22 protein-coding genes and 1 tRNA gene are annotated in these 23,457 nt (G+C 72.1%); 10 read left to right on the plus strand and 13 right to left on the minus strand.

All coding sequences use genetic code 11. The annotated features are described in order from the left end of the window. Window positions 1-25 precede the first annotated feature (25 nt). Window positions 26-493 carry a DUF4240 domain-containing protein gene (locus ACFY8W_RS34030; RefSeq protein WP_391114230.1) on the minus strand — a complete coding sequence of 156 codons (468 nt, stop codon included), beginning with the start codon at window positions 491-493 and terminating at the stop codon, window positions 26-28. A 497-nt stretch (window positions 494-990) separates the two neighbouring features. Between ACFY8W_RS34030 and ACFY8W_RS34035 the strand changes: the two genes are divergently transcribed. From ACFY8W_RS34035 to ACFY8W_RS34045, 3 genes are all read left to right on the plus strand, one after another. Beyond that, window positions 991-1,239, plus strand: coding sequence for a hypothetical protein (locus ACFY8W_RS34035; RefSeq protein ID WP_391113878.1), 249 nt, complete (start codon window positions 991-993; stop codon window positions 1,237-1,239). Window positions 1,240-1,267: 28 nt separating this feature from the next. After that, a tRNA-Arg gene (locus tag ACFY8W_RS34040) sits at window positions 1,268-1,354 on the plus strand. A 132-nt stretch (window positions 1,355-1,486) separates the two neighbouring features. After that, on the plus strand, window positions 1,487-3,274 hold the full coding sequence (locus ACFY8W_RS34045; RefSeq protein ID WP_391113880.1) for an AIPR family protein: 1,788 nt from the start codon (window positions 1,487-1,489) through the stop codon (window positions 3,272-3,274). 93 nt (window positions 3,275-3,367) lie between these two features. Here the strand turns inward: ACFY8W_RS34045 and lepB are convergent, their stop codons facing one another. From lepB to ACFY8W_RS34060, 3 genes are all read right to left on the minus strand, one after another. Beyond that, window positions 3,368-4,126 carry a signal peptidase I gene (lepB, locus tag ACFY8W_RS34050; protein ID WP_391114233.1) on the minus strand — a complete coding sequence of 253 codons (759 nt, stop codon included), beginning with the start codon at window positions 4,124-4,126 and terminating at the stop codon, window positions 3,368-3,370. A gap of 138 nt (window positions 4,127-4,264) precedes the next feature. Continuing rightward, a complete protein-coding gene (locus ACFY8W_RS34055; RefSeq protein ID WP_391113882.1) occupies window positions 4,265-5,938 on the minus strand; it encodes an MFS transporter in 1,674 nt (557 codons plus the stop codon). 287 nt (window positions 5,939-6,225) lie between these two features. Then, the gene (locus tag ACFY8W_RS34060; RefSeq protein WP_391113884.1) at window positions 6,226-8,526 is read right to left on the minus strand and encodes a D-alanyl-D-alanine carboxypeptidase family protein; all 2,301 of its coding nucleotides are present in this window, start codon (window positions 8,524-8,526) and stop codon (window positions 6,226-6,228) included. 162 nt (window positions 8,527-8,688) lie between these two features. On the opposite strand from ACFY8W_RS34060, the gene ACFY8W_RS34065 reads away from it, so the two are divergent. The 3 genes from ACFY8W_RS34065 (at window position 8,689) to ACFY8W_RS34075 (ending at window position 10,841) form a co-directional block, all read left to right on the plus strand. Next, window positions 8,689-9,393, plus strand: coding sequence for a GPP34 family phosphoprotein (locus ACFY8W_RS34065; RefSeq protein WP_356074051.1), 705 nt, complete (start codon window positions 8,689-8,691; stop codon window positions 9,391-9,393). Window positions 9,394-9,542: 149 nt separating this feature from the next. Next, the gene (locus ACFY8W_RS34070) at window positions 9,543-10,406 is read left to right on the plus strand and encodes a Scr1 family TA system antitoxin-like transcriptional regulator (RefSeq protein ID WP_391113887.1); all 864 of its coding nucleotides are present in this window, start codon (window positions 9,543-9,545) and stop codon (window positions 10,404-10,406) included. Between the two features lie 234 nt (window positions 10,407-10,640). After that, on the plus strand, window positions 10,641-10,841 hold the full coding sequence (locus ACFY8W_RS34075) for a DUF397 domain-containing protein (RefSeq protein WP_391113889.1): 201 nt from the start codon (window positions 10,641-10,643) through the stop codon (window positions 10,839-10,841). 106 nt (window positions 10,842-10,947) lie between these two features. Here the strand turns inward: ACFY8W_RS34075 and ACFY8W_RS34080 are convergent, their stop codons facing one another. After that, entirely contained in the window at window positions 10,948-11,784 is an 837-nt protein-coding gene (locus tag ACFY8W_RS34080) for a hypothetical protein (protein ID WP_391113892.1), read from the minus strand. 88 nt (window positions 11,785-11,872) lie between these two features. On the opposite strand from ACFY8W_RS34080, the gene ACFY8W_RS34085 reads away from it, so the two are divergent. Next, the gene (locus ACFY8W_RS34085; protein WP_391113894.1) at window positions 11,873-12,655 is read left to right on the plus strand and encodes an SDR family oxidoreductase; all 783 of its coding nucleotides are present in this window, start codon (window positions 11,873-11,875) and stop codon (window positions 12,653-12,655) included. Window positions 12,656-12,744: 89 nt separating this feature from the next. Here ACFY8W_RS34085 and ACFY8W_RS34090 read toward each other — a convergent pair whose 3' ends face one another. From ACFY8W_RS34090 to ACFY8W_RS34100, 3 genes are all read right to left on the minus strand, one after another. Then, entirely contained in the window at window positions 12,745-13,863 is a 1,119-nt protein-coding gene (locus tag ACFY8W_RS34090; RefSeq protein ID WP_391113897.1) for an ADP-ribosylglycohydrolase family protein, read from the minus strand. Between the two features lie 128 nt (window positions 13,864-13,991). After that, window positions 13,992-16,583, minus strand: a complete 2,592-nt coding sequence (locus ACFY8W_RS34095) for a bifunctional FO biosynthesis protein CofGH (protein WP_391113900.1) — start codon at window positions 16,581-16,583, stop codon at window positions 13,992-13,994. A gap of 55 nt (window positions 16,584-16,638) precedes the next feature. After that, window positions 16,639-17,472 carry a TIGR03619 family F420-dependent LLM class oxidoreductase gene (locus ACFY8W_RS34100; RefSeq protein WP_391113903.1) on the minus strand — a complete coding sequence of 278 codons (834 nt, stop codon included), beginning with the start codon at window positions 17,470-17,472 and terminating at the stop codon, window positions 16,639-16,641. A 101-nt stretch (window positions 17,473-17,573) separates the two neighbouring features. On the opposite strand from ACFY8W_RS34100, the gene ACFY8W_RS34105 reads away from it, so the two are divergent. Beyond that, entirely contained in the window at window positions 17,574-19,112 is a 1,539-nt protein-coding gene (locus tag ACFY8W_RS34105; RefSeq protein WP_391113906.1) for a CehA/McbA family metallohydrolase, read from the plus strand. Here the strand turns inward: ACFY8W_RS34105 and ACFY8W_RS34110 are convergent. Continuing rightward, the gene (locus tag ACFY8W_RS34110; RefSeq protein WP_391113909.1) at window positions 19,109-19,417 is read right to left on the minus strand and encodes a hypothetical protein; all 309 of its coding nucleotides are present in this window, start codon (window positions 19,415-19,417) and stop codon (window positions 19,109-19,111) included. The genes ACFY8W_RS34105 and ACFY8W_RS34110 overlap by 4 nt on opposite strands. A gap of 37 nt (window positions 19,418-19,454) precedes the next feature. On the opposite strand from ACFY8W_RS34110, the gene ACFY8W_RS34115 reads away from it, so the two are divergent. Continuing rightward, a complete protein-coding gene (locus ACFY8W_RS34115) occupies window positions 19,455-20,213 on the plus strand; it encodes a GNAT family N-acetyltransferase (protein ID WP_391113912.1) in 759 nt (252 codons plus the stop codon). A gap of 12 nt (window positions 20,214-20,225) precedes the next feature. On the opposite strand, the gene ACFY8W_RS34120 is transcribed toward ACFY8W_RS34115, so the two are convergent. From ACFY8W_RS34120 to ACFY8W_RS34130, 3 genes are all read right to left on the minus strand, one after another. After that, on the minus strand, window positions 20,226-20,639 hold the full coding sequence (locus tag ACFY8W_RS34120) for a PIN domain-containing protein (protein WP_391113915.1): 414 nt from the start codon (window positions 20,637-20,639) through the stop codon (window positions 20,226-20,228). After that, window positions 20,621-20,908, minus strand: coding sequence for a hypothetical protein (locus tag ACFY8W_RS34125; protein WP_391113918.1), 288 nt, complete (start codon window positions 20,906-20,908; stop codon window positions 20,621-20,623). Before ACFY8W_RS34125 ends, ACFY8W_RS34120 begins: the two co-directional genes overlap by 19 nt. Before the next feature lie 66 nt (window positions 20,909-20,974). Then, complete coding sequence (locus ACFY8W_RS34130; protein ID WP_391113921.1) at window positions 20,975-21,469, minus strand: GNAT family N-acetyltransferase; 495 nt, start codon at window positions 21,467-21,469, stop codon at window positions 20,975-20,977. Between the two features lie 58 nt (window positions 21,470-21,527). On the opposite strand from ACFY8W_RS34130, the gene ACFY8W_RS34135 reads away from it, so the two are divergent. After that, a complete protein-coding gene (locus ACFY8W_RS34135) occupies window positions 21,528-21,743 on the plus strand; it encodes a hypothetical protein (protein WP_384421784.1) in 216 nt (71 codons plus the stop codon). 132 nt (window positions 21,744-21,875) lie between these two features. Here the strand turns inward: ACFY8W_RS34135 and ACFY8W_RS34140 are convergent, their stop codons facing one another. Then, window positions 21,876-23,438, minus strand: a complete 1,563-nt coding sequence (locus tag ACFY8W_RS34140; RefSeq protein ID WP_391113924.1) for an amino acid permease — start codon at window positions 23,436-23,438, stop codon at window positions 21,876-21,878. Window positions 23,439-23,457: the final 19 nt, after the last annotated feature.

Here is a 23,457-nt window from a genome sequence, read left to right on the forward strand (position 1 = left end):
GATCCCGATCAAGCCGTAGCTGGACTCAGTCCTCCAGGTCTGGCCAGCCGTCCCTGTTGGAGTAGCTCTCGAAGCAGTACCGCGTCGGGCGGTCCCACTCCTCGCCGGTGGCCAGCTCGTACGCCTTGTCCGGCACGTACAGCAGCCCTTCGCCGTCATGCTCGCTTGAGGTGTACGGCGCGAACTTGTCGACGTCGGAGAAGACGCTCTCCCACACAGCCTGACCCGCAGCCACCACAGCGCAGCGCGCGTACAGGAACGCGTCGGACGACTGCGGGAAGGGCCTGCCGTCCCGGGCCGTCAGGTCGACCACCGGGAGTGTGCCGAACTTCTCCTGATCCAGGCGGTAGAGCGCCTCGGCGTGCCGCTCGGCGAACCCGATGATGTCGGAGACGGTGCGGCGACTCAGCTCCTCAGCGAGGCGGTGGCAGCTCTCTTCGGTGGCTTCGCCGTTCAGGGTGGCAATCAGTGCCCAGAAGTCGGCCCATGTCATTCTCACGGGCGCAGGATGTCAGGGCGGTCTGACATCCAGGCCGCCGACTTGCCAAGGCCGCCGTGCCACCCAGCGTGGAATCGTCTACGGGATTCCCATCAGCCGGCAGCGGAGTGAGGCGACAGCTTGCGGATCCTGTCGTGGTGGTTCCCGTCCACCAACCCGGTTCGTCGCTCTCCTCCCATGAGATCGTCAAGGGGCTGCCAGCCAGTTCCTCAGCCTTGGCGTGTGCGGCTGTCTGAGCTTCGGCAGGTCCGCTGTCGGCACGGGGCTGGGCGAGATGACCGTCGACAACGCCGCCGGAGAAGTACACGGCACACCGCCACACGTCGGGCGTGCGGTACAGAACGAGTGTCTTCGGTGTCCCGAGCCTGTCTCGCCAGTGCTTTCGTCCGCTCCCCATGCCCGCACGGTAGCGGTGGCGCCCAGGAGCCGCCGGTGTTTTTCAGCCCGGGTATCGTCCGTCCCGGGGGCGACGGGAGTCAACGGGGGGCGACATGCACAACGAGGGGCACGACGAGCGGCTGTCGGACGACGAGCTGAAGCTCTTCATCCAGTACCTGCACCGGTACGCGAACCACGACCTGGACCTCTTCCAGCTCCTGGAGGTCGGCGACCCCGAGCACCCCGTCTACGTGGTGTTCAGCAGGGACTATCCCCCCGTCGCGGAGGCCTCTGACTACCAGCGGCCGTTCGCAGAACGGCGACCGCCGACATCCAGACCTGACATCAACGACGGTGGATGACAGCAGTCCACCACGGCTCCGCACGGCAGCCGCGAGCAGCGGCCCAACCCCCACGGACACCCCTCCGACCGCTCTCCTAAAGCGGGTGTCGCAGGTTCGAATCCTGCCGGGGGCACAGAGGAACACCGATCAGGGGCTCTTCCGTCACGGACGGAAGAGCCCCTGACTGCGTCAGTGCTCCCTTTTTCCCTGTGCGGCCGACAGCGGACGGGTATATTCGTCGGTCGAGTCAAAGGGGAGGCTTTTCATGTCCAAAGCTGCGCAGCCCGTCTCCAACGAGGTGATGCTCCTGACGGAGCGGCTGAAGCAGAGCAAGGCCGAAACGTATCCGGACATCTCCGACCAGGATTACTTCCTGATCAGTTCCACGGACACCGTTCTGCGGCACAAGGGTCTCTCCTCGCGGCAGATCGAGGACGGAATCACCGACGGCACGAACGACGGGGGAATCGACGCCGTCTACCTCTTCGTCGACGGCCAGATCGTCGAGGACGCGTCCGAGACCACGCACGGCACCAACACGCCTCAGCTCGAGCTCGAGATCATCCAGACGAAGGACGAGAGCGGATTCAAGGAGATTCCGCTCCAGCTCTTAATCGACCACCTTCCCCTGCTGCTCCGGCTCGATAGGCCGGACGGTCTCGAGGAGGAATTCAATCCTCGTCTCCTGGAGCGGTTCGATTCGTTTCGGGACATCTATCTGGCCGCCTCGAGCCGTTTCCCGGCGCTGTCCATCAGCATTCGGTACGTGACGCGGTCATCGGAGATCCCGCACACGAAGGTGAAACGCAAGGCCGCCCGTCTCGAGAAGAGCATCGGCGAGCTCTTTCCGGACGCCAAGGTCGCGGTGGACCTCATCGGGGCGGGGGACCTGAACACCCTGGCGCGGCAACGGAAGTCGAACACGCTGACGCTCCGGCTGTCGGAGAGCCCCATGTCGCCCGAGAAGGGCGGGTTCGTCTCCCTGGTGCGCCTCGAGGACTACAACAGCTTCATCACCGACGAGAACGGACGCCTGCGGGACGAGATCTTCGAGGAGAACGTCCGCGGCTACGAGGGCGCCACGGTGATCAACCGCGGCATCGCGGAGTCGCTGCGGCAGGGGGACGACGCCGCCGCCGACTTCTGGTGGCTCAACAACGGGGTCACCGTGATCGGCAAGCGGGTGCAGCCCTCGGGGAAGATGCTGCACATCGAGGATCCCCAGATCGTCAACGGCCTCCAGACGTCCCGGAACGTCCACGAGTACTTCCGCCCGCACCGGCCGTCGCCGGACAGTGTGGGCGCGCGCGCCGAAGGCCGGATGCGGCAGATCCTCGTACGGGTCGTCGAGACCAGGGACGAGACCATCACCGCGCAGGTGATCAAGGCCACCAACAGCCAGAACCGCGTCTCGGCGGCCTCGCTCCGGTCCGGGGACCCCTTCCAGCGCAGCATCGAGGAGTACTTCCAGCGCCAGGGGTTCTACTACGAGCGGAAGCGGAACCACTACAAGAACCTGGGGAAGCCGCGCACCCAGATCGTCGAGGTCCTCGAACTGGCCCAGGCCGTGGGGGCGATCCTGCTCCAGCAGCCGCACATCGCCCGGGGCGCGCCGTCGTCCCTCGTCCGCGGGAAGTACGAGCGGGTCTTCAAGAACTCGACTCCGCTGGAGGCGTACCTGCGCAGCGTCCTCGTGATGCGCTCCATCGACGACTTCCTCCCCTCGGTGGCCGGACTGGGCGGCGCTTACGACCGGTCGAACGTCCGCTTCCACCTGGCGAGGGCGGCCACCGCGTTCGCGCTCAGGTCGTCCCGCCCTCAGGGAAAGGCCGTGGCCGGCCTCGACATCTCCCTCTTCGACGCCGCGTTCCTGGAGCGCGTGTACGAGTGGGTGGTCGAGCGCAGGGACGCCGCCGCCAAGGCCACCGACGTGCACGACCTGGGCGTCCTCGCCAAGGGCGGAGAGTGGGCGACCGAGATCGACAAGCGGCTGAGCAAGTACACCGACAAGACGCGCTGGCCGGTGACGCTGACGCCTCCGCGTTCCGCGTGAGGTGTCGGCGGGCGACGCCTCCGCCTTCCTCGTGAGGTGTCGGCGGGCGGCGCCCCCGGGTGCCTCCGGCGCCCCCGTGTTCCTCGCGAGGGGTCAGCGGGTGGCGCCGAGGCCCGGCTGCTCGAAGGTCTCCGGGACCGGGAGGGTGGACCAGTGGGGGACGGGCCAGGCGACGACCACCGCGCGGCCCACCACGTCCGCCTGCGGGACCATGCCGCCGTGGGCGTCGTCCCGGTGGTAGCGGGAGTCCAGTGAGGCCTGGCGGTGGTCGCCCATCACCCAGAGGTGGCCGGCCGGGACGGTGACCTTGAACTGGCCGGCCGGGTCGGGGCTGCAGGCCGTGTTGCCGGGGTAGACGTACGGCTCGGTGAGCGGCTTGCCGTTCACCTTGAGGGGGCCGTCGCCCTTGCACTCGACGGTGTCGCCGGCGACGCCGATGACCCGCTTGATCAGGTGCTTCTCGCCGACCGCCGGCATCAGGCCGATGAAGCCCAGGAACCGCTGCGTCGCGTTGGGCTCCTCCGCCGGCAGGTTCGCCAGCCAGTCGGCGGGGTCGCGGAAGACCACGACCTCGCCCCTGGCGGGCTCCGAGCCGAACCACGGCGTGAGCTTGTCGACCAGCACCCGGTCGTTCTCCTGCAGGGCGTTCTGCATGGAGCCCGAGGGGATCAGGAACGCCTGGAGCAGGAAGGTCTTGATCAGGAAGGCGAGGACCAGCGCGATGACGACGAGGAACGGGAGCTCCACCCAGAACGGGCGGCGTCGCTTCGGCGCCGCACCACCGGAGTCCTCCGTGTTTCCGTCCTCCTTGCCGTCCGCACCCGATCGTGCGTCCACCACCATGTCGCCCACTGCCACCGCCGACCTCGTCACGTACGTGCTGTCCGCACGGAGCCTATGCCCGTCGGGGCGCCGCCCGGCCGTCACCGGCCGCCCCGCACCCCGTACGGGTGACCCCGGCGGGGGCCGCGGCGAAGGCCGGGGGGCCGGTCAGCGGAGTTCCTCCGGGCAGGTCGTGCCGCGCGGGAAGAGCTTGTAGGGCGCGGCGAGACGGTAGGTGCCGGCCTTCGGGGCGATGAGTTCGGTCCACTCGTCGCCCTCGGCGTCGGGCTCCGCCTTCAGGAGGCAGCCCTCCTCGTTCGCGAACACCTTCGGTATCTCGGTCTCCGAGGCCTCGCGGGCCTCCTTCGACGCCTCCGTCTCCTGCGGCGGCTCGATCTTGCCGCCGTTCTCGTCGACGAGCGCGAGCCACGGCGAGTAGGGCACGCGGATCTTGACGCGGGCGGGCCGGTCGAGCTGCAGGACGACCTCGTTGGCCTCGGCGCGCCGCACCCGCGCCGGCGGGTCGGCGAGCGGCGTGGGGTCGGTGACCTCGTACAGCCGCCAGTTGGCGTCCGACCACACCTGCTTGAGATAGGGCAGCCCGCCGTCGACCAGTTCGGCCTCGCCCTCGGCGCCCGAGTCGGGCGCGCCGGTCGGCAGGACCACGTAGCGCACGGCCCAGCGGCCGAGCCAGTCGTGGTAGTTCGCCGCGTTGAGGGTGTCGTCGTAGAAGAGCGGGTTGCGCTCGATGTCGGCCTGGCGGTTCCAGCCGCGTGCCAGGTTGATGTACGGGGCGAGGGCGGAGGACTCGCGGTGGCTGGAGGCCGGCACGACCTCCACCCTGGCCTGCTCGGCGCCGCGCTCCTGGAGCTGGTTGATCAGCGGCGCCACCTCGCGGGCCCAGGAGGCGTCCGGGGCGGTGCGGATGACGTCGTCGACGCCCTTGAAGCCGATCCACGCGTTGAGCCCGACGAAGGCCAGCACGACCGCGTACCAGCGGCGCGAGCGCGGCCGCGCGTACGGCAGGGCCGCGAGGAGCACCACACCGGCGAAGAGCATCACCAGCCGGGAGACGTTCGAGCCGATCTGGGAGTCGATCAGCCAGGTGAGCAGCGTGCCCGCCGCGTACACGGCCGCCGCCGTCCGCACCGTCCGCCAGTCCTTCGGGACGAGCAGGAGGACGAGGACGCCGAACAGGAACGGCAGGCTCGTCGAGGCCAGCGACATCGGCTGCGTACCGGAGAACGGGAAGAGCCACGCCGAGAGCGCCACGACCGCGACGGGCGCGAGGCCGACCGCGTACGCGCCCGGGCGCCGCTTGTTGAGGAAGAGCGCCGCCGCGACCACGCCGAGGAACAGCCCGGCGACCGGGCTGCACGCGGTCGCCAGCGCGGCGAGCGGCGCGGCCACGGCCGCCTTCGCCCAGCGGTGGAAGCGCCAGCGGTGCGGCCAGCAGAAGACCGCCGCGACCGAGCCGAGTGCGAACATCATGCCGAGGCCGAAGGTGACCCGCCCCGACAGCGCGTTGCACAGGAAGGCGAAGACACCGGCGAGCGCGCACGCCATCGGATTGCGCACCGCCCGCACCCGCACCAGGATCAGCGCGGTCAGGGCGGCCGAGAGCGTCCCGGCGATCATCATCGTCGTACGGACGCCGAGCACGGACATGACGTACGGGGACACCACGCTGTACGAGACCGGGTGCATCCCGCCGTACCAGGCGAGGTTGTACGCCGAGTCCGGGTGCCGGCCGACGAACTCGGCCCACGCGTCCTGCGCCGCCAGGTCCCCGCCGCTGTTGGCGAAGAAGAAGAACCACAGGACGTGGGTCAGCGCGGCCACGGCGGTCGCGACGAGGACGGGATAGCGGCGCTTGCGGCGGCGCGGGGCGTGGCCCGCGCCGTCGACGCCTCGGGGGGCGCCTTCGGCGGCAGCGCCGGTCCCGCCGGATGCCGGCCGCTGCCCCGGGAGTTCTATTCGCGAAGGTGAAGACACGTCGGGTTGGCCTCCGGCCTCACGGGTCCCCTCGGCGGTGCTCAATGCGGCCCTTTCCCGTGCTGCCCTTCTTCTCGTCCCCCGGGGGAACGCTAACAGGAGGGCGCCCGGGGAGCTCCCGGGCGCCCGTCCGATCAGCCCAGTCGGGTCAGCTTCTCGCCGACGCCGGGCTCCACCAGGTCGTCCTTCAGGGCCACCGGCGCGCTGACCTCACCGGTGCCGGTGCCGATCGACACCTGGCCGACGACGTCCCCGGCCTTGGCGGTGTGCGGCAGCTTCCTGCCGCCGTCGCCGAGCCGCAGGTCCACCTTCAGGCCCGGCCAGCCGACCGCCTTGAGGTCCTTGGTGGAGACGACCGGCGTCCGGCCGCCGAGCCCGTCGTCCACGTAGCCGACGATCTGGCCCTTCTTCACGACCGCGGCGGAGGTGACGTCCTTCTGCGCCTGCTGGATGAGCTTGAGGCTGTTCTGGATCGCGAGCTCCAGCTTCTGCCACAGCTGCGGGGCGTCCTTGGCTCCCATGACGATGCCGAGGATGCGGCGCTTCTGGCCGTCGACGACCGTGTACGCCGACCACAGCAGGTTGCCGCCGGCCGGGGTCGACGAACCGGTCTTGATGCCGGCCACACCCGGCTGGAGCAGGATGTTGTTGTTGTTCTCGATCTGGCCGGGGATGCCGTCGATCGTCACGTTCGGCATGTCCACGATCTCGCGGAACACGTCGTACTGCATGACCGCCTTCGCCAGCTTCAGCTGGTCGAGCGGCGTCGACACGGTGGTCGCCTGGAGACCGGACGGGTCCGTGTACGTCGAGCCGGTCATGCCGAGCTCCTTGGCCGCGGCGTTCATCTTCTCGACGAACGCGGCCTCGGAACCGGCGTCCCAGCGCGCGAGCAGCCGCGCCACGTTGTTGCCCGACGGGATCATGAGGAGCTGCAGCAGCTCCTTCTCCGAGTACGTCTGGCCCTCCTTGATGGGGGCCGTCGACTCGTCCTTCGCCTTCGCCTGCTCGCCCGCGGTCTTGTCGACCTCGATCTCGGGGCCGTCCCCGTTCCCCTTGATGGGGTGGTCGCGGAGGATCACGTACGCCGTCATGGTCTTGGCGACGCTCGCGATCGGCGCGGGCTTCTGCGGGCCGTAGGTGCCGAGCGAACCCACGCCCTCGACCTCGGCGGCGCCCTGGCCCTCGGACGGCCACGGCATCTGCAGCGGGCCGCCCCCGAAGGTGAACGTGGGGGACGCGGACAGCACCAGCTTGGTGTCCGGCAGCGGGCGCACGAACTGTACGACCGCAAACACGACGACGAGCAGGACCAGGAGCGGGGTCCAGATCTTCACCCGGCGGACGGTGGTGCGCAGCGGCGTCGGCGCGGGCGGCGGCGTGTTGGTCAGCTCCGCCAGGATCTCCAGCGGCGGACGGGGCGGCAGCGGCTGCAGCTTGGTCCGCTCCGCCTCGACGAGGGACGGCGGCACGGGAGCCGCCGCCTGCGCCGCGGCGGGCGCGGGGGCGTCGGCGGGGGCCGCGGGCGCCGGCTTGGGCTGCGGCTGCGGCTGCTCCTGGGTGATGTCGCCCTGGAGCGGCCGGAACAGGGACGGCGGCAGCTTGAGCGCGGTCGTCGGCTGGTCGACGGGCTGGGACTTCGGCGTCTCCACCGCCGCGGCCGCGGGCTCGGCTTCGGCCTGGGGCTCGGGCTCGGCCTTGGGCTCGTCGGCGGGCTTGAAGGCCTTGAAGACCGCGGTCGGCTGATCGACCTGCCGGGGGGCGGGCGCGGCCGCCTCGGGCTCCTCCGGCCGCTTCGGCTCCTCCTCGGACGGCTCCTCCGGCCGCTTCGGCTCCTCCGCGGCCGGCTGTTCCGCCGACGGCTCTTCGGGCTCCGGCTCCGCGTCGGACGCCGCCTCCGGCTTCTCCTCCGCCTGGGGCGCGGCCGTCTTGCGCGCGGCGAACCACGACTCGGCCGGAGCCGCGGGCTCGTCCGTCGCGTCGGCGTCGGCACCGTCGGCGTCGTCCGCCTCTGCCTCGTCCGTGCCGGCCTGCTCGGCCACGGCGGTCGGCTCGTCGTCCGACTCCGCCTCAGGCTCCGACTCCGCCTCAGGCTCCGACTCCGTCCCGGCCCGCGCCCCGGTCTCCTCCGCAACCGGCTCCGCCCCGGACGCGTCCTCCGTCACGGAAGACTCGGCCGACGGTGACTCCGTCTCCGCCGGCGCCGAGGACTCCGACTGCTCAGCAGCCCGTACGGGCGCCGGCTCCGGCGGCTCCCCGGGCTCGTCCTCCGGCGCCGTCCGCGGTGCCAGGGCCCGGAAGACGGCCGTCGGCTCGTCGACCCGGTCCCGGAGGACGGACAGTCGCGGGTCCTTGCCGTCGCCGCCGACCGCGCTCTCCCGCTGCTCCGCCTTGTCGGGGGACTCGCCCGCCACCGTGCCTCCTCCATCGCTCATGCGTACGTCCGAACCATCTACCAGTGTCCTGTGTGAACCCCTTGGCCCCCGTGCTAGACGAGAACGACATACCTGCCGGTTCCCGTACGAACCACCCAGGCACTCTCGACAGATGAATGTGAGAGGGGTCACCCTGTCATTCATCCACGCGGGGAGGCATGGATGGGCAGGAGCCGCAGAACTATTCCGGAGGAGCTTCTGCTGCTCGCTCTGGACCCGGCCACGGGTACCACAGCGCAGCCGCAGTCGCTCGACCTCGGCCTGGCCGGAGCACAGCTAGTGGAGCTGGCTCTGGCAGGACGGATAGCCCCTGACGGGGATCGTATCGCCGTGGTGATGCCACGGCCGACCGGAGATCCGACTCTGGACTCCGCACTGGAACTGCTGCGCAGGCGCGGCAGTCCGGTTCGGGCCGTCCACTGGATCGGCGGGCCCCGACTGGGGCTTCGCCAGACGTATCTCTCGCATCTGGAGCGCTGCGGCATGGTGCATGCCGTGGAGGGCCAGATGTGCGGGGTGCTGCCGACGACTCGCTACCAGGCGACGGACACGGCCATCAGCCGGGAGATCAGGGCCCGGCTGGACAGTGCGATCCGCACCGGCGTACCGCCGGACCCGCGGACCGCGGCGCTCGCCGCCCTGGCCCACGCGGTCGGTCTCGGCAAGCACCTGTACCCGGGCAACGAAGGACGGTCGTCGCGGTCCCGGCTGCGCGACCTGATCCGGCACGACCCGATGGGCGGTCTCGTGGCGCACGCCGTCATGGACGTCCAGAACGGCGTGGGCGCCCAGCCCCGCCGGAGCGCCACGGCAGGCGGGGTGCCGTCCCAGCCGCGCCGCGGCACCATGGCGCGCGCCGCCATGTGACCCGCTTACGTGTGCGGGCGGCCGTTCCCACGGCCGCCCGCACACGTCGCGTTGTGGTCATTTCCCAGCGCACACCACACCTTTGGTGGCAGTCTGCCAAGCGGTAGATACCCACAGCTACGCAGCAGACAGCCGGAGGTGCAGTTTCCGTGGCGTCCAGTGTCAATCCCACCGTCAGGCGACGCCGATTGGGCCAGGAGCTGCGACGGCTCCGGGAGGCGAAGGGCATGACGGCCGAGCAGGTCGCCGACCGTCTGCTCGTCTCCCAGTCCAAGATCAGCCGTCTCGAGAACGGCCGGCGGTCGATCAGCCAGCGTGACGTCCGTGACCTCTGCGGGGTGTACGAGGTCGAGGACGACCGGGTGGTCGACTCGCTCATGCAGATGGCCAAGGACTCGCGCCAGCAGGGCTGGTGGCACGCCTTCGGCGACATCCCGTACAGCGTCTACATCGGTCTGGAGACGGACGCGGAGAGCCTGCGCGTCTACGAGCCGCAGATCATCCCGGGGCTGCTGCAGACCCACGGCTACGCGGAGGCCGTGATCGCCGGCGCGCTGCCCGAGTCCACGCCGGCCGACATCGACAAGCGGGTCACGGTCCGCACCCGCCGCCAGGACCGCATCAAGGACGACGAGCGTCCGCTGCGGCTGTGGGCGGTCATCGACGAGGGCGCGCTGCGCCGGCTCGTCGGCAACCGGCAGCTGATGGTGGAGCAGTTGGAGCACCTGGTCGAGCAGTCGCACCTGCCGCACGTGACCGTGCAGGTGCTGCCGTTCCACATGGGTGCGCATCCGGGCATCAGCGGGCATTACGCGATTCTGGAATTCCCCGACACCTCCGACTCCTCCGTGGTCTACATCGAGGGCGTGACGAGCGACCTCTATCTGGAGAAGGCGCAGGATGTCGCGAAGTACAGCGTGATGTACGAACACCTGCGGGCACAGGCGCTGAATGTCGAGGACACCCGGGAGTTCGTGACGGAGATTGCGAAGCAGTACGCCGCCGGAAAATAGGGGCGTCGCGGGCTGAATGCCGACATTCGGCCGGGGCGCGGGGGAAGAGGCCGGTACGGTACACCCCCGACTCGCCCCGGCGGAAGCCCACTTGGAATATGCCATCCGGTCGGGTGAACGCCGGTCCCACACGACGGGGCCGGGCGCTAGCGTCGATCACGCCAGAGCAAGCAGCAACGTTGGCGTGACTCCTACTGGCAGCACCCAGCACCCGAAGAAACCGGAGTTGGAACAATGGCGATTATTCAGGGCGGCACGGACAGCTGGACGAAGTCCTCGTATTCCGGTGGCAACGGCGCCTGCGTCGAGGTCAAGTCGCCGGTCGTGAACGCGATCGCGGTGCGCGACTCGAAGGCGCCCGAGGGCCCTTCCCTCTCTTTCGGACCGGGCACGTGGAACGCGTTCGTGGGCGAGGTGAGCGCCGGGGCCCTGTGACCCCGCGCGCACGTCCCGACGCGTCAAGGAATGAGCCCTCTCGACCGGTCCGCCGTCCTGGCCGAGGGGGCTCGGCCTTGCCCGCGCACGGGCTCGTGAGCGGGCCTCAGCGCAGTTCGTCCACGTAGCGGTCCGTGCCGGGCACCGTCGGGATGAAGGGCGCCACCAGCTCGACCCGGCCGCCCCACTCCCCCGCCGCCGCCTCCAGGTCGGCGAAGTGCGCCTCCCAGCAGTCGCGCGGGTCGCGCTCGAGGAACCACAGCAGCGTCAGGCGGGTGTCGACGCCCTCGACCTGCTTCACGTAGGTCATCCGGTCGCCGGGCAGCGGGGTGGGCCGGAAGACCGTCACCATCGCCGTCGGCGAACCGGCGAGCCGCCCCGGCAGTTCGCGCGAGACCAGCCGCTCCACCAGCTCCGCCCGCGCCGCCCGGTCCGCCGCGTCGATCACCTGGAGCACCAGCCCCCGGTACGGGTGGTCGAGGGCGTGGAAGTCGCGCGGACCGGCGGCCCCGTCCCGGTACACGGTCGCCTCGTGGTCCTGGAAGGCCGTGAAGACGTGCGTACGGTCGCGGTAGACGCGGGCGTCGCGGTTGAGGCGCTTGTTGATGGCGACGGTCCACTTCATGTGCTCGTCGTAGCGGCCGTCGGTGATCCAGTAGGTGGAGAGGTAGCAGCCCGCCGTGACGGGCTGGGCGACCGCCGACTTCTCCGGGCGGCGCAGCTCCTGGAGGTCGCGGGTGGCGACCCAGCGGCGGCCGGCGTACATCCAGGGCATCGCCATCGCGCCCGCGTAGTAGTGGTCGTCCTCGTACCAGCGGTTGTACGCGTACTCGTGGCCCGGGTGCGGCTCGACCATCGTGATCAGCGCGTGGCCCGGGTGCACCCCGTACGGCCCGACCGCCGCCAGCTCCGCGTACGTCCCGCTCCGCGTCTCCTCGCTCATGCCCGTTCCCCTTCCCCTTCCCTTGCCTTCCGCAGACCCCTACTCTGACGGACCGTCAGATCCATGACCAGACGCGGGAGGTACCCGGATGCTGCTCCAGGGAAAGACCGTCGTCGTGTCCGGCGTCGGCGCCGGGCTCGGCCACCGGATCGCCGAGACGGTGGTACGGGACGGGGGCCGGGCCGTCCTCGGGGCGCGCACCGAGGCCAATCTGGCGAAGTCGGCCGCCGGGATCGACCCGGACGGGACGAGGACCGCCTTCCGGGCCACCGACATCACCGACGAGGCGCAGTGCGAGGCGCTCGCCGCGCTCGCGGTCGAGCGCTTCGGCGGGATCGACGCGGTGGTCCACGTGGCCGCCTGGGACTCGTACTTCGGCGGCCTGGAGGACGCGGACTTCGCGACCTGGCAGGGGGTGCTCGACGTCAATCTGCTCGGCACGCTGCGGATGACCCGGGCCTGCCTGCCGGCCCTGAAGGAGCGGGGCGGCTCGGTCGTGCTGATCGGCACCCAGTCGGCGGTCGCGGCGCCCTCGCAGGTGCGCCAGGCGGCGTACGCGGCGTCCAAAGGAGCGCTGACCTCGGCGATGTACTCGCTGGCGCGCGAGCTCGGCCCGTACCGGATCCGGGTCAACACCGTCCTGCCGGGCTGGATGTGGGGGCCGCCGGTGCAGGCGTACGTGCAGTTCACGGCGCACACCGAGCAGGTGGCGGAGACGGAGGTGCTGGCCCGGCTGACCGAGCGGATGGCGCTGCCCGAGCTCGCGACGGACGGCGACGTGGCGGAGGCGGCGGCCTTCCTCGCCTCGGACCGGGCGCGGGCGATCACGGGGCAGTCGCTGCTCGTCAACGCGGGCGAGCTGATGCGCTGAGCGTTGTTCCGGGAACGCCGTCCCTGCGCGCCCGGTGCTCGTCGGCGCGGACCAGCCCCTCGGCCGGCCGGCGCCAGGCACCCTGGCCGTCAGGTCCTCGGGTAGCGGCTCAGCCAGCCCGAGGCCAGGTCCGCGGGCCCGTGCAGCGCGGCCCCCTGGGTCATCTCCATCGCGAAGTCGTCCGCGAGCTCCAGGACCGTCGCGCGGCCCTCCAGTTCGGCCACCCAGGCCGGCGGGAGGGCCGTCTCTCCGTGCAGGGCGCCGAGCAGCGCCCCGGTGAGCGTGCCGGTCGCCGCCGAGGGACCGTCGTGGTTGACCGCGAGGCGCAGCCCGTGCCGGATGTCCTCGCCGACCAGGGCGCAGTACAGGGCGGCCGCCAGCTGTCCCTCGGCCCGGTCCTCGGCAGCCCCGAGCGCCGTCACCCGTTCCGCGTCCGGCACCCCCTGCCGTACGGCGGCGAGCGCGGCCCCCAGGGCCTCGGTGACCGGCTCGTGGCCCGGGCGCGGGGCGAGCTGCTCGACGGCGACGCGGACGGCGGCCTCGACGCCGCCGCCGCGGGCGAGGCCGTGCACCACGACCGCGAGCGCGCCGGCCGCGAGGTACGCGGCGGGATCACCGTGCGTCTGCGTCGCGCACTCGACCGCGAGCTGGCACACCAGCTGCGGCTCCCAGCCCACGAGCAGCCCGAAGGGCGCCGAGCGGACCAGGGCGCCGCTGTCGGCGGCCTGCGGGTTCTTGGGCCGGTCCAGGGTGCCCAGGATCTCGTCGCCGAGGCCGGTGAGGCAGGCCCGGGCCGGGTCCCGGCGCGCGTACAGCCACTCCTGGCGGGCCAGCCAGCCGAGGTCGGCCCGCCGCTCGTCGGGTCCCCAGTCCCGCTGGGTGACCGCCCAGCGCAGATGGGCCCGGTGGACGTCGGTGGGCGGGTGCCAGGACCCGGTGTCGCGGCGGACCTGGGCGCGGATCAGTCCGTCCACGGTGAACAGGGACATCTGGGTGGCCGCGGTGACGGCGCCCCTGCGGCCGTAGGCGGGCGCGAGGTCGGTCAGGCCGTCGGGGCCGTGGGCCTCGCGCAGTCCCGCGAGGGTGCGGCCGGCGGCCGCGGCGCCGAGGGCGTCGCCGACGGCGCCCCCGAGCAGACAGCCGCGGACGCGCGAGCGGAAGTCCTGCTGTTCGGTGCGGCCCCACACGGCCGCGGCTGTGGTGGTCACGACGTGCCTCCCCCGGTCAGCAGCTCCTGGTCCAGCACTGTAATAGACCGGATGCGCTCGTTCGGGGGCCGGAACGTTATGTGATCCGACGCCCTTCAGGCCGTTTTTGACCGCAGTTCGCCCGTGCTTCAGTCCTGGACGATCGGCAGCAGCTCCGGCAGGTGGCCGTCCGACGCGCGGGCCGCGCGCTGCCGCTCCTCCGGGACCTCGCCGTACAGCGTGGTGCGCGGCCGGGCCGGGCGGCCCGCCGCCTCGGCGATGGCCTCCAGGTCGCGGATCGAGCGGTACGAGCCGTAACCGGAGCCCGCCATCCGGGAGATGGTCTCCTCCATCAGCGTGCCGCCGAGGTCGTTGGCACCCGAGCGGAGCATCTCGGCGGCGCCCTCCGCGCCCAGCTTCACCCAGCTGGTCTGGATGTTGGGGACGTGCGGGTGGAGCAGGACCCGGGCCATCGCCGTCACGGCCCGGTTGTCGCGGACGGTCGGGCCCGGGCGGGCGATGCCCGCGAGGTAGACCGGTGCGTTGGTGTGGATGAACGGCAGCGTCACGAACTCCGTGAAGCCCCCGGTCTCCTGCTGGATCCGGGCCAGGGTGCGGAAGTGGCCGAGCCAGTGCCGGGGCTGGTCCACGTGCCCGTACATCATGGTCGACGAGGACCGGATGCCCAGCTCGTGCGCGGTGGTGATCACCTCGATCCAGGTGGCGGTGGGCAGCTTGCCCTTGGTGAGCACCCAGCGGACCTCGTCGTCGAGGATCTCGGCGGCGGTGCCGGGGATCGAGTCGAGCCCGGCCTCCCTGGCGGCGGTCAGCCACTCGCGGATCGAGAGGCCGGTGCGGGAGGCGCCGTTGACGACCTCCATCGGCGAGAAGGCGTGCACGTGCATGCCGGGAACGCGTTCCTTCACGGCCTTCGCGATGTCGAAGTAGGCCGTGCCCGGCAGGTCCGGGTGGATGCCGCCCTGCATGCAGACCTCGACGGCGCCGACGTCCCAGGCCTGCTGCGCGCGGTCGGCGACCTGCTCCAGGGACAGGGTGTACGCGTCGGCGTCGGTGCGGCGCTGGGCGAAGGCGCAGAAGCGGCAGCCGGTGTAGCAGACGTTGGTGAAGTTGATGTTCCGGGTGACGACGTACGTGACGTCGTCACCGTTCACCGTCCTGCGGATGTCGTCGGCGACCCGGCACAGGGCGTCGAGGGCCGGGCCGTCGGCGTGCAGCAGGGCGAGGGCCTGCGGGTCGGTGAGCTTCGTCGGGTCGTCGGCGGCCACCGCGAGGGCCTCGCGCACGTCGGCGTCGATCCGCTCCGGCGCCATTCCGGGCGCGGCGGCCTCGCGCAGCGCCTCCCAGTCCCCGTACACCTCGTCGAAGTCGGCACGGCGGTCGCCGGTGCGGCCGTCGGTGTCGATGGTGCGGTGCAGGTCGGTGCGGCCGGCGGCGGTGAACGCCTCGTCCGGCTCCTGCCAGGGCAGTCCGCGCACCGGCGCGTCCGGGTTCGCGAGACCCGTCTCGGGATCGGCGAGCGCCCGGACGTGCGGCAGCAGTCGCGGGTCCAGCCAGGGCTCGCCGCGCCGGACGAACTCGGGATAGACGCAGAGGCGTTCGCGCAGCTCGAAGCCGGCGGCACGGGACCGGGCGGCCAGTTCGTCGATCTGCGGCCAGGGCCGCTCGGGGTTGACGTGGTCGATGGTGAGCGGCGAGACGCCGCCCCAGTCGTCGATGCCGGCGGCGATCAGCCGCTCGTACTCGGAGTCGACGAGGTTCGGCGGGGCCTGGAGGCAGGCGCTCGGGCCCATGATGAGCCGGGCGACGGCGACGGTGGCGACCAGGTCGTCGAGCTCGGCGTCCGGCATGCCGCGCATGGCCGTGTCCGGCTTGGCGCGGAAGTTCTGGATGATCAGCTCCTGGATGCCGTGGTAGGCCCGGGCGGTCCGGCGCAGCGCGAACAGCGACTCGGCACGCTCCTCGGGCGTCTCGCCGATGCCGAGCAGCAGCCCGCTGGTGAACGGCACGGACGAGCGCCCGGCGTCCTCCAGGACCCGCAGGCGCACGGCGGGCTCCTTGTCCGGGGAGCCGTGGTGGGGGCCGCCGGGCTCGGACCACAGCCGGGTGGCCGTCGTCTCCAGCATCATGCCCATGCTCGGCGCGACGGGCTTGAGCCGCTGGAAGTCCGTCCAGGACATGACCCCGGGATTGAGGTGCGGGAGCAGCCCGGTCTCCTCCAGGATGCGGATCGCCATGGCCCGCACGTAGGCGAGGGTGTCGTCGTAGCCGTGCGCGTCCAGCCACTCGCGGGCCTCGGGCCAGCGGTCCTCGGGCTTGTCGCCGAGGGTGATCAGAGCTTCCTTGCAGCCGAGTTCGGCACCGCGGCGGGCGATGTCGAGGACCTCGTCCGGCGACATGAACATCCCGTGGCCCGCGCGGCGGAGCTTGCCGGGCACGGTCGCGAAGGTGCAGTAGTGGCACTTGTCCCGGCAGAGCCGGGTGAGCGGTATGAACACGCTCTTCGAGTACGTGATGACACCCGGCCGCCCGGCCGCCGCGAGCCCCGCGTCCCGCACCCGCCCGGCCGTCGCGACCAGGTCCGCCAGATCGGCCCCGCGCGCCCGCAGCAGCACGGCGGCCTCGCCGACGTCGAGCGCCACCCCGTCCCTCGCCCGCTTGAGCGCACGTCGCATGGCGTTCTCGGTGGGCGCGGAGACGCGGGGTGCCTGGTGATCCGTCATGGACCGAGCATACGAGCGGGCGCCGCCGCCCGGCCCCGTACCTCCGTCAGGGGGCTCACAGATATGCGGCGTACTCGTCGAGGACCCCCAGCACCTCGGCCTCCCGCCCCGGCGGCAGCTGGAGGACGACCTCCTCGCAGCCAAGCTCCTCGTAGTGCGCGAGCTTGCCCGGGCTCGGGAGGACGGCGTACGGGACGACGCGGAGCGCCTTCGGGTCGCGGCCGGCCCGCTCCCAGACCTCCCGCAGGACGGGGACGGTCTCCGTCAGGCCGCGGCCGCCGATGGGCATCCAGCCGTCGGCGTAGTCGGCGATGTGCGCGAAGAGCCGGGGGCCCGCCGCGCCGCCGACGAAGGTGCGGGGGGCGCCGCCGAGGGGCTTGGGCCAGGCGTGGGAGGCGCGCACGGAGTGGCCGAAGGCTCCCTCGTACGAGGTCGGTTCGGCGGCCCACAGGGCGCGCATCAGGTGCATGGCGTCGCGGGTGCGCTCACGGCGGGTGGGCCAGTCGACGCCGTGGTCGGCGGCCTCCTCCCGGTTCCAGCCGAAGCCGACGCCGAGGGTGAAGCGACCGCCGGAGAGGTGGTCGAGCGTCGCGATCTGCTTGGCGAGGGCGATCGGGTCGTGCTCGGCGACCAGCGTGATGCCCGTACCGAGGTGGAGCCGCTCGGTGACGGCGGCGGCCTGGCCGAGTGCCACGAAGGGGTCGAGGGTGCGGCCGTACTCGCGGGGCAGCTCACCGCGGCCGGCCGGGTCGGGCGTGTCACGGGAGACGGGGATGTGGGTGTGCTCGGGCAGGTAGAGCCCGGCGAAGCCGCGCTGTTCGAGTTCGCGGGCGAGGCGCACGGGGCCGATGGTCTCGTCGGTCAGGAAGATCGTGGTCGAGATCCGCATAGGCGGCACGGTAGGGGCTGCGGCGTGGATTTCCGAGGGGTGCGACGGAGACGGGGCGGATGTTGAACTGTCGTTCACGACCGGTGGGAAGAGTCGTGGACATGACCGACGCCATGAACCACGCCACCCGGCGCGCGCTGCTCGTGACCGGCGCCGCGACCGCGCTTACCTTGGGGACCGTGAGCTTCGCGCAGGCCGCCGGAGGACCCGGAGGACCGGCCGGACCCGGCGGGCCCGAGGGCCCCGGCGGGTCCGCGGGGACCGACGTCCTCACCCGCACGGTGAGCGGCACCCTGCCGCCCGGCTCCCCCGACTTCGTGTACCTGCCGGTGGAGCTGCCGCACGGCGTGCGCGAGCTGCACGTCGCGTACGGCTACGAGCGGCCCGCCGTCCCCGCCGGCACCCAGGGCAACGCCCTCGACATCGGGCTCTTCGACCAGCGCGGCACCGCCCTCGGCGGCCGGGGCTTCCGCGGCTGGTCGGGCGGCGCCCGCAAGGAGTTCTTCGTCCGCACCGACGACGCCACGCCCGGCTACGTCGCCGGGCCGCTGCACGCCGGGACCTGGTACGTGGCCCTCGGCCCGTACACCGTGGCGCCGCAGGGTCTGGCGTACACGGTGACGATCACCCTGCGGCTCGGCCCGTCCGCGCCGGCCGTCCGCCCGGCGTACCCGCCGGAGCGGGCGCGCGGCCGCGGCCGCGCCTGGTACCGGGGCGACTGCCATCTGCACACGGTGTACTCCGACGGCCGCCGCACGCCCGCCGAGGTCGCCGCGCTCGCCCGGGCCGCCGGGCTCGACTTCGTCACCGGCACCGAGCACAACACCCACGCCGGGCACGGCGCCTGGGCCGACAGCGCGGGCGACGACCTGCTGGTCCTGCTCGGCGAGGAGGTCACGACCCGCAACGGCCACGTCCTCGCCATCGGCACCGACCCGGGCACGTTCGTCGACTGGCGCTACCGGGCACGGGACAACCGCTTCGGGCACTTCGCCCGCGAGATCCGCCGCTCCGGCGGCCTGGTCGTGCCCGCCCACCCGCAGGCCACCTGCATCGGCTGCGCCTGGAAGTTCGGCTTCGGCGACGCGGACGCGGTCGAGGTCTGGAACGGCCCCTACACGCCCGACGACGAGGTCGCCCTCGCCGGATGGGACGCGGCGCTGGTCCGGGGGCGCTGGACGCCTGCCATGGGCAACAGCGACGCGCACCGGGATCCCGACCGCGTCGGCGGCCCGCAGACGGTGGTCCTCGCCGAGGAACTGAGCCGGGCGGCGATCCTGGACGGCCTGCGTGCCGGACGCTCGTACGTCGCCGAATCCTCCGCCGTGTCCGTGGAGTTCACGCTCGCCGACGGCCGTGGCCGCTCGGCCGGACTCGGCGAGCGCCTGCCCGTCCGCGCCGACGAGCCGATGACCGCCCGGCTCCGCGTCACGGGCGCCCCGCAGGGCGGCACCCTCCGCCTCGTCACGGACCAGGGCGTGCTGCACACGGTCCCGGCGACGGCGGACCCGGTGGAGTGGACGACGTCGGCCGCCCGTTCCGCCTACGTACGGGCGGAGGTCCGCCACCCGGCCGCCGCACCGCCCCTGCCCGGCGCCCTGGCCGCGTTCACCAACCCCGTTTTCCTGGACGCGCGTTAGGCCGGGATGCCTCCGGACGGCCCTCGGGCGGCGCCGCCCACGAACACCCGGCCGAGGAACGTGCCGACGGCCACGACCCCGGCGAAGAGCCCGAGGCAGCCGATGCCGTAGGCGGGCTCCTTCGGCGCGGGCGCGAGCGCCTCGGACAGCGCGGTGGTCACGCGGCGCGTCACCGTCCGCACGTCCCCGTCGGAGTCCCGCTCCCGGCTGGTGACGGCGTCCTGCCCGCCGACGTACACGGCGGGCACCGCCTGCACCGGGTCGTCCCGCCCGCAGCCCGGGCAGGCGTGGCTCGTCGTATTCATGTTTCCCCCATCATCGGTGCTGCGTACGGTAAGCCGCATGCTGACGCGCCTCGAGACCTACTACGATTCCGTGCCCCGATCCGCCGCCCGCACCGAGGAGTTCGGGTCCCTCACCCTCTTCGTACGGGAGGGCAGCGGCTGGCCGTACTACGCGCGGCCGACGCTCGGGCACACCGGCGAGGTGCCGCTCGCGGCCGTGGAGAAGGTCCGGGCGCGGCAGCGCGAACTGGGCGTGCCGGAGGCGTTCGAGTGGGTCGCCGAGACGACGCCCGGGCTGCGGGCGGCCGTCGAGGAGAGCGGGCTCGTGGTGCACGAGCACCCGCTGATGGTGCTGACGGCGCAGGCTGAGGCGCTGCCCGCGCCGCCGGACGACGTGACCGTGCGGATGGTCGGGGCCGCCGACCCGGCCCTGGAGAGCGCGGTCGCCGCGCCGTACGCCGCCTTCGGCGCCACGCCCGCGCCCGGCGCCGCCACCCAGGTCGCGGCCCGCATCGAGGCGGGCCTCACCCGTCTCGCCGCGGCCTTCGGCCCGGACGGCGACGCGCTCGCGGCGGGCCAGCACCAGCCGGTCGGTCCGGTGACCGAGGTCGTCGGCGTCGGCACCCGCCCGGGGTCCCGCCGCCGCGGCCTGGGCCTCGCGGTCACCGCCGCCCTGGTCGCGGACGCCCGCGCCCTGGGCGCCGGGACGGTCTTCCTGACCGCCACCGACGACACCGTCGCCCGCCTCTACGCCCGCCTCGGCTTCCGCACGATCGCCACGGCCCTGATCGCGGAGCCGGCGGAGGCGGAGGCATAGGCGCCGGTCCGGTCACACCGCGATGAGCCGGACCTGTGCGCCGCAGAGTTTCGTCATGTCGTCCACGTCGGACGTGAGCATCGCGACCGGCCGCTGCTGACGGAGGGCGATCGCCGCCACGGCCGCGTCGATCGCGTACTTGTGGCCGTGCAGCGACGCGCCGATCAGCAGCTCGGACGCCGCCTTGGCCTCCTCCTCGCCCACCGGGACGACGCGGAGTCCGGACAGCAGCCACGCGACGCGGGCGCGGTCCGTGCGGGCGTGCACGGCCTCGATCACGGTGAGGGCGCAGATCACGACGTCCATCCCCCGGCGTCTGGCCTCGGCGACCAGCGCGACCGCTCGGGGGGAGTCGTGGAGCAGCCCCGAGAACCCCTGACCGTCCAGGACGAGGGTGCCCTCGCGGGTCAGCTTGCGGCGGGCCACGAAGCGTCCTCCGCGAAGATCTCGTCGAAGGTCTGGCGGGCGCCCTGCTGGAGCTCGTCGGAGACGGGGCCGTTCCTGCGTTCGTAGTCGGCGAGGTACTCGTCGAGGATCTGCCCGCGCAGCTCGCGCTCGACCGCCGCCGTGACGAAGGCCGAGAACTCCCGCTTGCCGACGCGGGAGCGGATCGCCTCGGCCGTCCCCTCGGGCAGGGAAAGACTGACCCGCGTCGCGGGGCCTTCGCCGATGCCGTACTCGGAGGATGCGTCCATGACGCCACAGTATCAATCGAGTAGGAATCCGGCGGGCGGATCCCGGCCGGCCGCCCGGGAGCCCGCTCAGGAGGGCTGATCAGGAGGGGTGACGGCCCGCGGGGCCGGCTCCCGCACCATCCACACGTCCACCGCGTCCTCCGACTCGACCGTGAAGCCGGCCCGCTCGTAGAGACGGCGGGCCGCGCTGCCCTGGAGGACCTGGAGGCGGACCGGGGCCGACTCCGCGTCGGCCCGCTCCAGGAGGCTGCGCAGCACGGCGCCGCCGAGGCCCCGGCCCTGGAGGGCGGGGGCCAGGTAGAAGTGCTCCAGGCAGAGGCCTTCGGCGGTCTCGTGCGGGCGGAGGGTGACGCAGCCGGCGAAGGCGCCTGCGGCGGTCTCGATGATCCTGGTGTACGCGGTCGAGAAGCCGTCCCGCACCCGCCGGCGCACCCGTTGCTCGTCGTAGCGGCCGAGCCGTTCCAGGTCCGGGCGCATGACCTCGGCCCGCAGCTCGGCGACGAGCTCCACGTCCTCGGCCCGGCCGGGGCGCAGTGACCAGTCGTTCGCGGGAGCAGTCATGGGCGCATCGTAGGGACGCTTCGCGTAACCCCGGCGCCCGGGGCGGCGTTCACGCGGCATGAAGAAGATCCTCACCGCAGTCGCCCTGACCTCCTTCGCCGTGACCGGTGGCCTGGCCGCCGCCGGGACGGCCGCCGCCGACACCGCGGGCGCGAACCTGCCCTCGGTCGTGCCGCTGAGCGGCGTCCTCGCGCCGAAGCCGAAGCCCGCCTCCGCCGACCAGATGCCGGCCGCCAACAAGATGGTGGAGGGCCTGCTGCCCGGACAGCACTGAGCCCTGGCGCGCAAGGGCGAGGAAGGCGAAGAAGCAGCGGAAAAGACGAGGTGGCGGGACCCCCCACGGGCCCGCCACCTCGCCGCTGTCCGCCCCCAGACTTCGTCCGGGGGGACCCCCACGGTCGGTCGGTCAGTCCTCCACGACCAGCGACGGGGTCTCCTTGGTGAGCACCTCGCCGCGGAAGAACGCGGGGCTCTTGGCACGCATCACCAGCATGATCACCACGCCGAGCAGCAGCAGCCCGACGCCGATCACGAACACCGACCCGACGCCGAGGACCGCGGAGCCGGAGCCGTAGGCCGGGTCCCACATGTCGTAGAGCGTCTTGCCGAAGACGGCGGTCAGCATCAGGCCGCCGAGCAGCGGCATGAGGCCCTTGTAGGCCAGGTCGCGGCCGGAGCGGAAGAGCTCGCCGCGGAAGTACCAGACGCAGGCGAAGGCCGTCAGGGCGTAGTAGAAGCAGATCATCAGGCCGAGCGCGTAGATGGTGTCGACCAGGACGTTCTCGCTGACCAGGGTCATCACCGTGTAGAAGGCGCCCGTGGCGACACCGGCCACGACGGTGGCCTTGCCCGGGGTCTTGAAGACCGGGTGGACCTTGGTGAAGGACTTCGGCAGGGCCTCGTAGGTGGCCATGGCGAGGACCGTGCGGGCCACCGGGATGAAGGTGGTCTGCAGGCTCGCGGCGGCCGAGGCGAGGACGGCGACGAAGAGCAGGATGCCGAGGGCGGGGCCCATGACGGGGCCGGCGAGGGCGGCGAAGACGTTGTCGGAGGTCTCCGGGTTGGCGAGGCCGAGGCCCTTGTCGCCGGAGCCGACGGCCATCTGGGCGGCGATGCCGGTGGCCAGGTAGGAGCCGACCAGGACCACCATGGCGATCAGCGCCGCGCGGCCGGGGGTCTTCTGGCTGCCGGTGGTCTCCTCGTTGGTCGCCATGCAGGCGTCCCAGCCCCAGTACATGAAGATCGACAGCGAGAGGCCGGCGGTGAACGCGGCGAAGGACTGCACCGCGAAGGGGTTCATCCAGGACCAGGAGAAGTCGACCGAGGTCTCGAAGGAGCCGGCCTTGGAGAGGGCCATGGCGACGAAGACGGCGAGGACGACGAGCTGGAGGCCGACGAGGGCGTACTGCACGCCCTTGGTGGCGGTCATGCCGCGGTAGCTGATCGCGGTGGCGACGGCGATCAGGGTCAGGCAGGTGAGGATGTGGACGGCCTTGTTGTCGTCCAGGGCGGCGATCGACGAATCGCCGGTGATCTCTCCGGCGAGCAGCCAGAAGTACGAGGTGGCGACGCCCGCCAGGTTGGAGAGCACGATGATCGTGGCGATCACCAGGCCCCAGCCGCACATCCAGCCGAGCTTGGGGCCGAAGGCCTTCACCGTCCACGTGAAGGAGGTGCCGCAGTCCGGCATGGCCTTGTTGAGCTCGCGGTACGCGAACGCGACGAGCAGCATCGGCAGGAAGCCCGCGAGGAAGACGGCGGGCATCTGCAGGCCGACCTCGCCGGCGGTGGAGCCGAGCGTGGAGGTCAGGCAGTAGACGGGGGCGACAGTGGAGATGCCGATGACGGCACTGCCGAGCAGGCCCACGGAGTTTCCGCCGAGGCCCTTGGTACGTACACCGTGGCTGTCGCCCGCGGCGACGCCCCTTACCGTGTCTCCGGCCTGGGGCCGCACATCCACCTGAGTCATGAACAGGACGTTAAGTGCT

Origin of the sequence: Streptomyces sp. NPDC012637, from assembly GCF_042954805.1 — a bacterium.
Classification (GTDB): domain Bacteria; phylum Actinomycetota; class Actinomycetes; order Streptomycetales; family Streptomycetaceae; genus Streptomyces.

Bases quoted from the DNA above. Each gene is read 5' to 3' on its own strand.
- ACFY8W_RS34100 (WP_391113903.1), bottom strand. From the start codon at position 17,472: ATGCGGATCTCGACCACGATCTTCCTGACCGACGAGACCATCGGCCCC.
- ACFY8W_RS34140 (WP_391113924.1), bottom strand. From the start codon at position 23,438: ATGACTCAGGTGGATGTGCGGCCCCAGGCCGGAGACACGGTAAGGGGC.
- ACFY8W_RS34035 (WP_391113878.1), top strand. From the start codon at position 991: ATGCACAACGAGGGGCACGACGAGCGGCTGTCGGACGACGAGCTGAAG.
- ACFY8W_RS34030 (WP_391114230.1), bottom strand. From the start codon at position 493: ATGACATGGGCCGACTTCTGGGCACTGATTGCCACCCTGAACGGCGAA.
- ACFY8W_RS34095 (WP_391113900.1), bottom strand. From the start codon at position 16,583: ATGACGGATCACCAGGCACCCCGCGTCTCCGCGCCCACCGAGAACGCC.
- ACFY8W_RS34105 (WP_391113906.1), top strand. From the start codon at position 17,574: ATGACCGACGCCATGAACCACGCCACCCGGCGCGCGCTGCTCGTGACC.
- ACFY8W_RS34125 (WP_391113918.1), bottom strand. From the start codon at position 20,908: ATGGACGCATCCTCCGAGTACGGCATCGGCGAAGGCCCCGCGACGCGG.
- ACFY8W_RS34060 (WP_391113884.1), bottom strand. From the start codon at position 8,526: ATGAGCGATGGAGGAGGCACGGTGGCGGGCGAGTCCCCCGACAAGGCG.
- ACFY8W_RS34115 (WP_391113912.1), top strand. From the start codon at position 19,455: ATGCTGACGCGCCTCGAGACCTACTACGATTCCGTGCCCCGATCCGCC.
- ACFY8W_RS34085 (WP_391113894.1), top strand. From the start codon at position 11,873: ATGCTGCTCCAGGGAAAGACCGTCGTCGTGTCCGGCGTCGGCGCCGGG.
- ACFY8W_RS34130 (WP_391113921.1), bottom strand. From the start codon at position 21,469: ATGACTGCTCCCGCGAACGACTGGTCACTGCGCCCCGGCCGGGCCGAG.
- ACFY8W_RS34075 (WP_391113889.1), top strand. From the start codon at position 10,641: ATGGCGATTATTCAGGGCGGCACGGACAGCTGGACGAAGTCCTCGTAT.
- ACFY8W_RS34080 (WP_391113892.1), bottom strand. From the start codon at position 11,784: ATGAGCGAGGAGACGCGGAGCGGGACGTACGCGGAGCTGGCGGCGGTC.
- ACFY8W_RS34135 (WP_384421784.1), top strand. From the start codon at position 21,528: ATGAAGAAGATCCTCACCGCAGTCGCCCTGACCTCCTTCGCCGTGACC.
- ACFY8W_RS34045 (WP_391113880.1), top strand. From the start codon at position 1,487: ATGTCCAAAGCTGCGCAGCCCGTCTCCAACGAGGTGATGCTCCTGACG.
- ACFY8W_RS34065 (WP_356074051.1), top strand. From the start codon at position 8,689: ATGGGCAGGAGCCGCAGAACTATTCCGGAGGAGCTTCTGCTGCTCGCT.
- ACFY8W_RS34110 (WP_391113909.1), bottom strand. From the start codon at position 19,417: ATGAATACGACGAGCCACGCCTGCCCGGGCTGCGGGCGGGACGACCCG.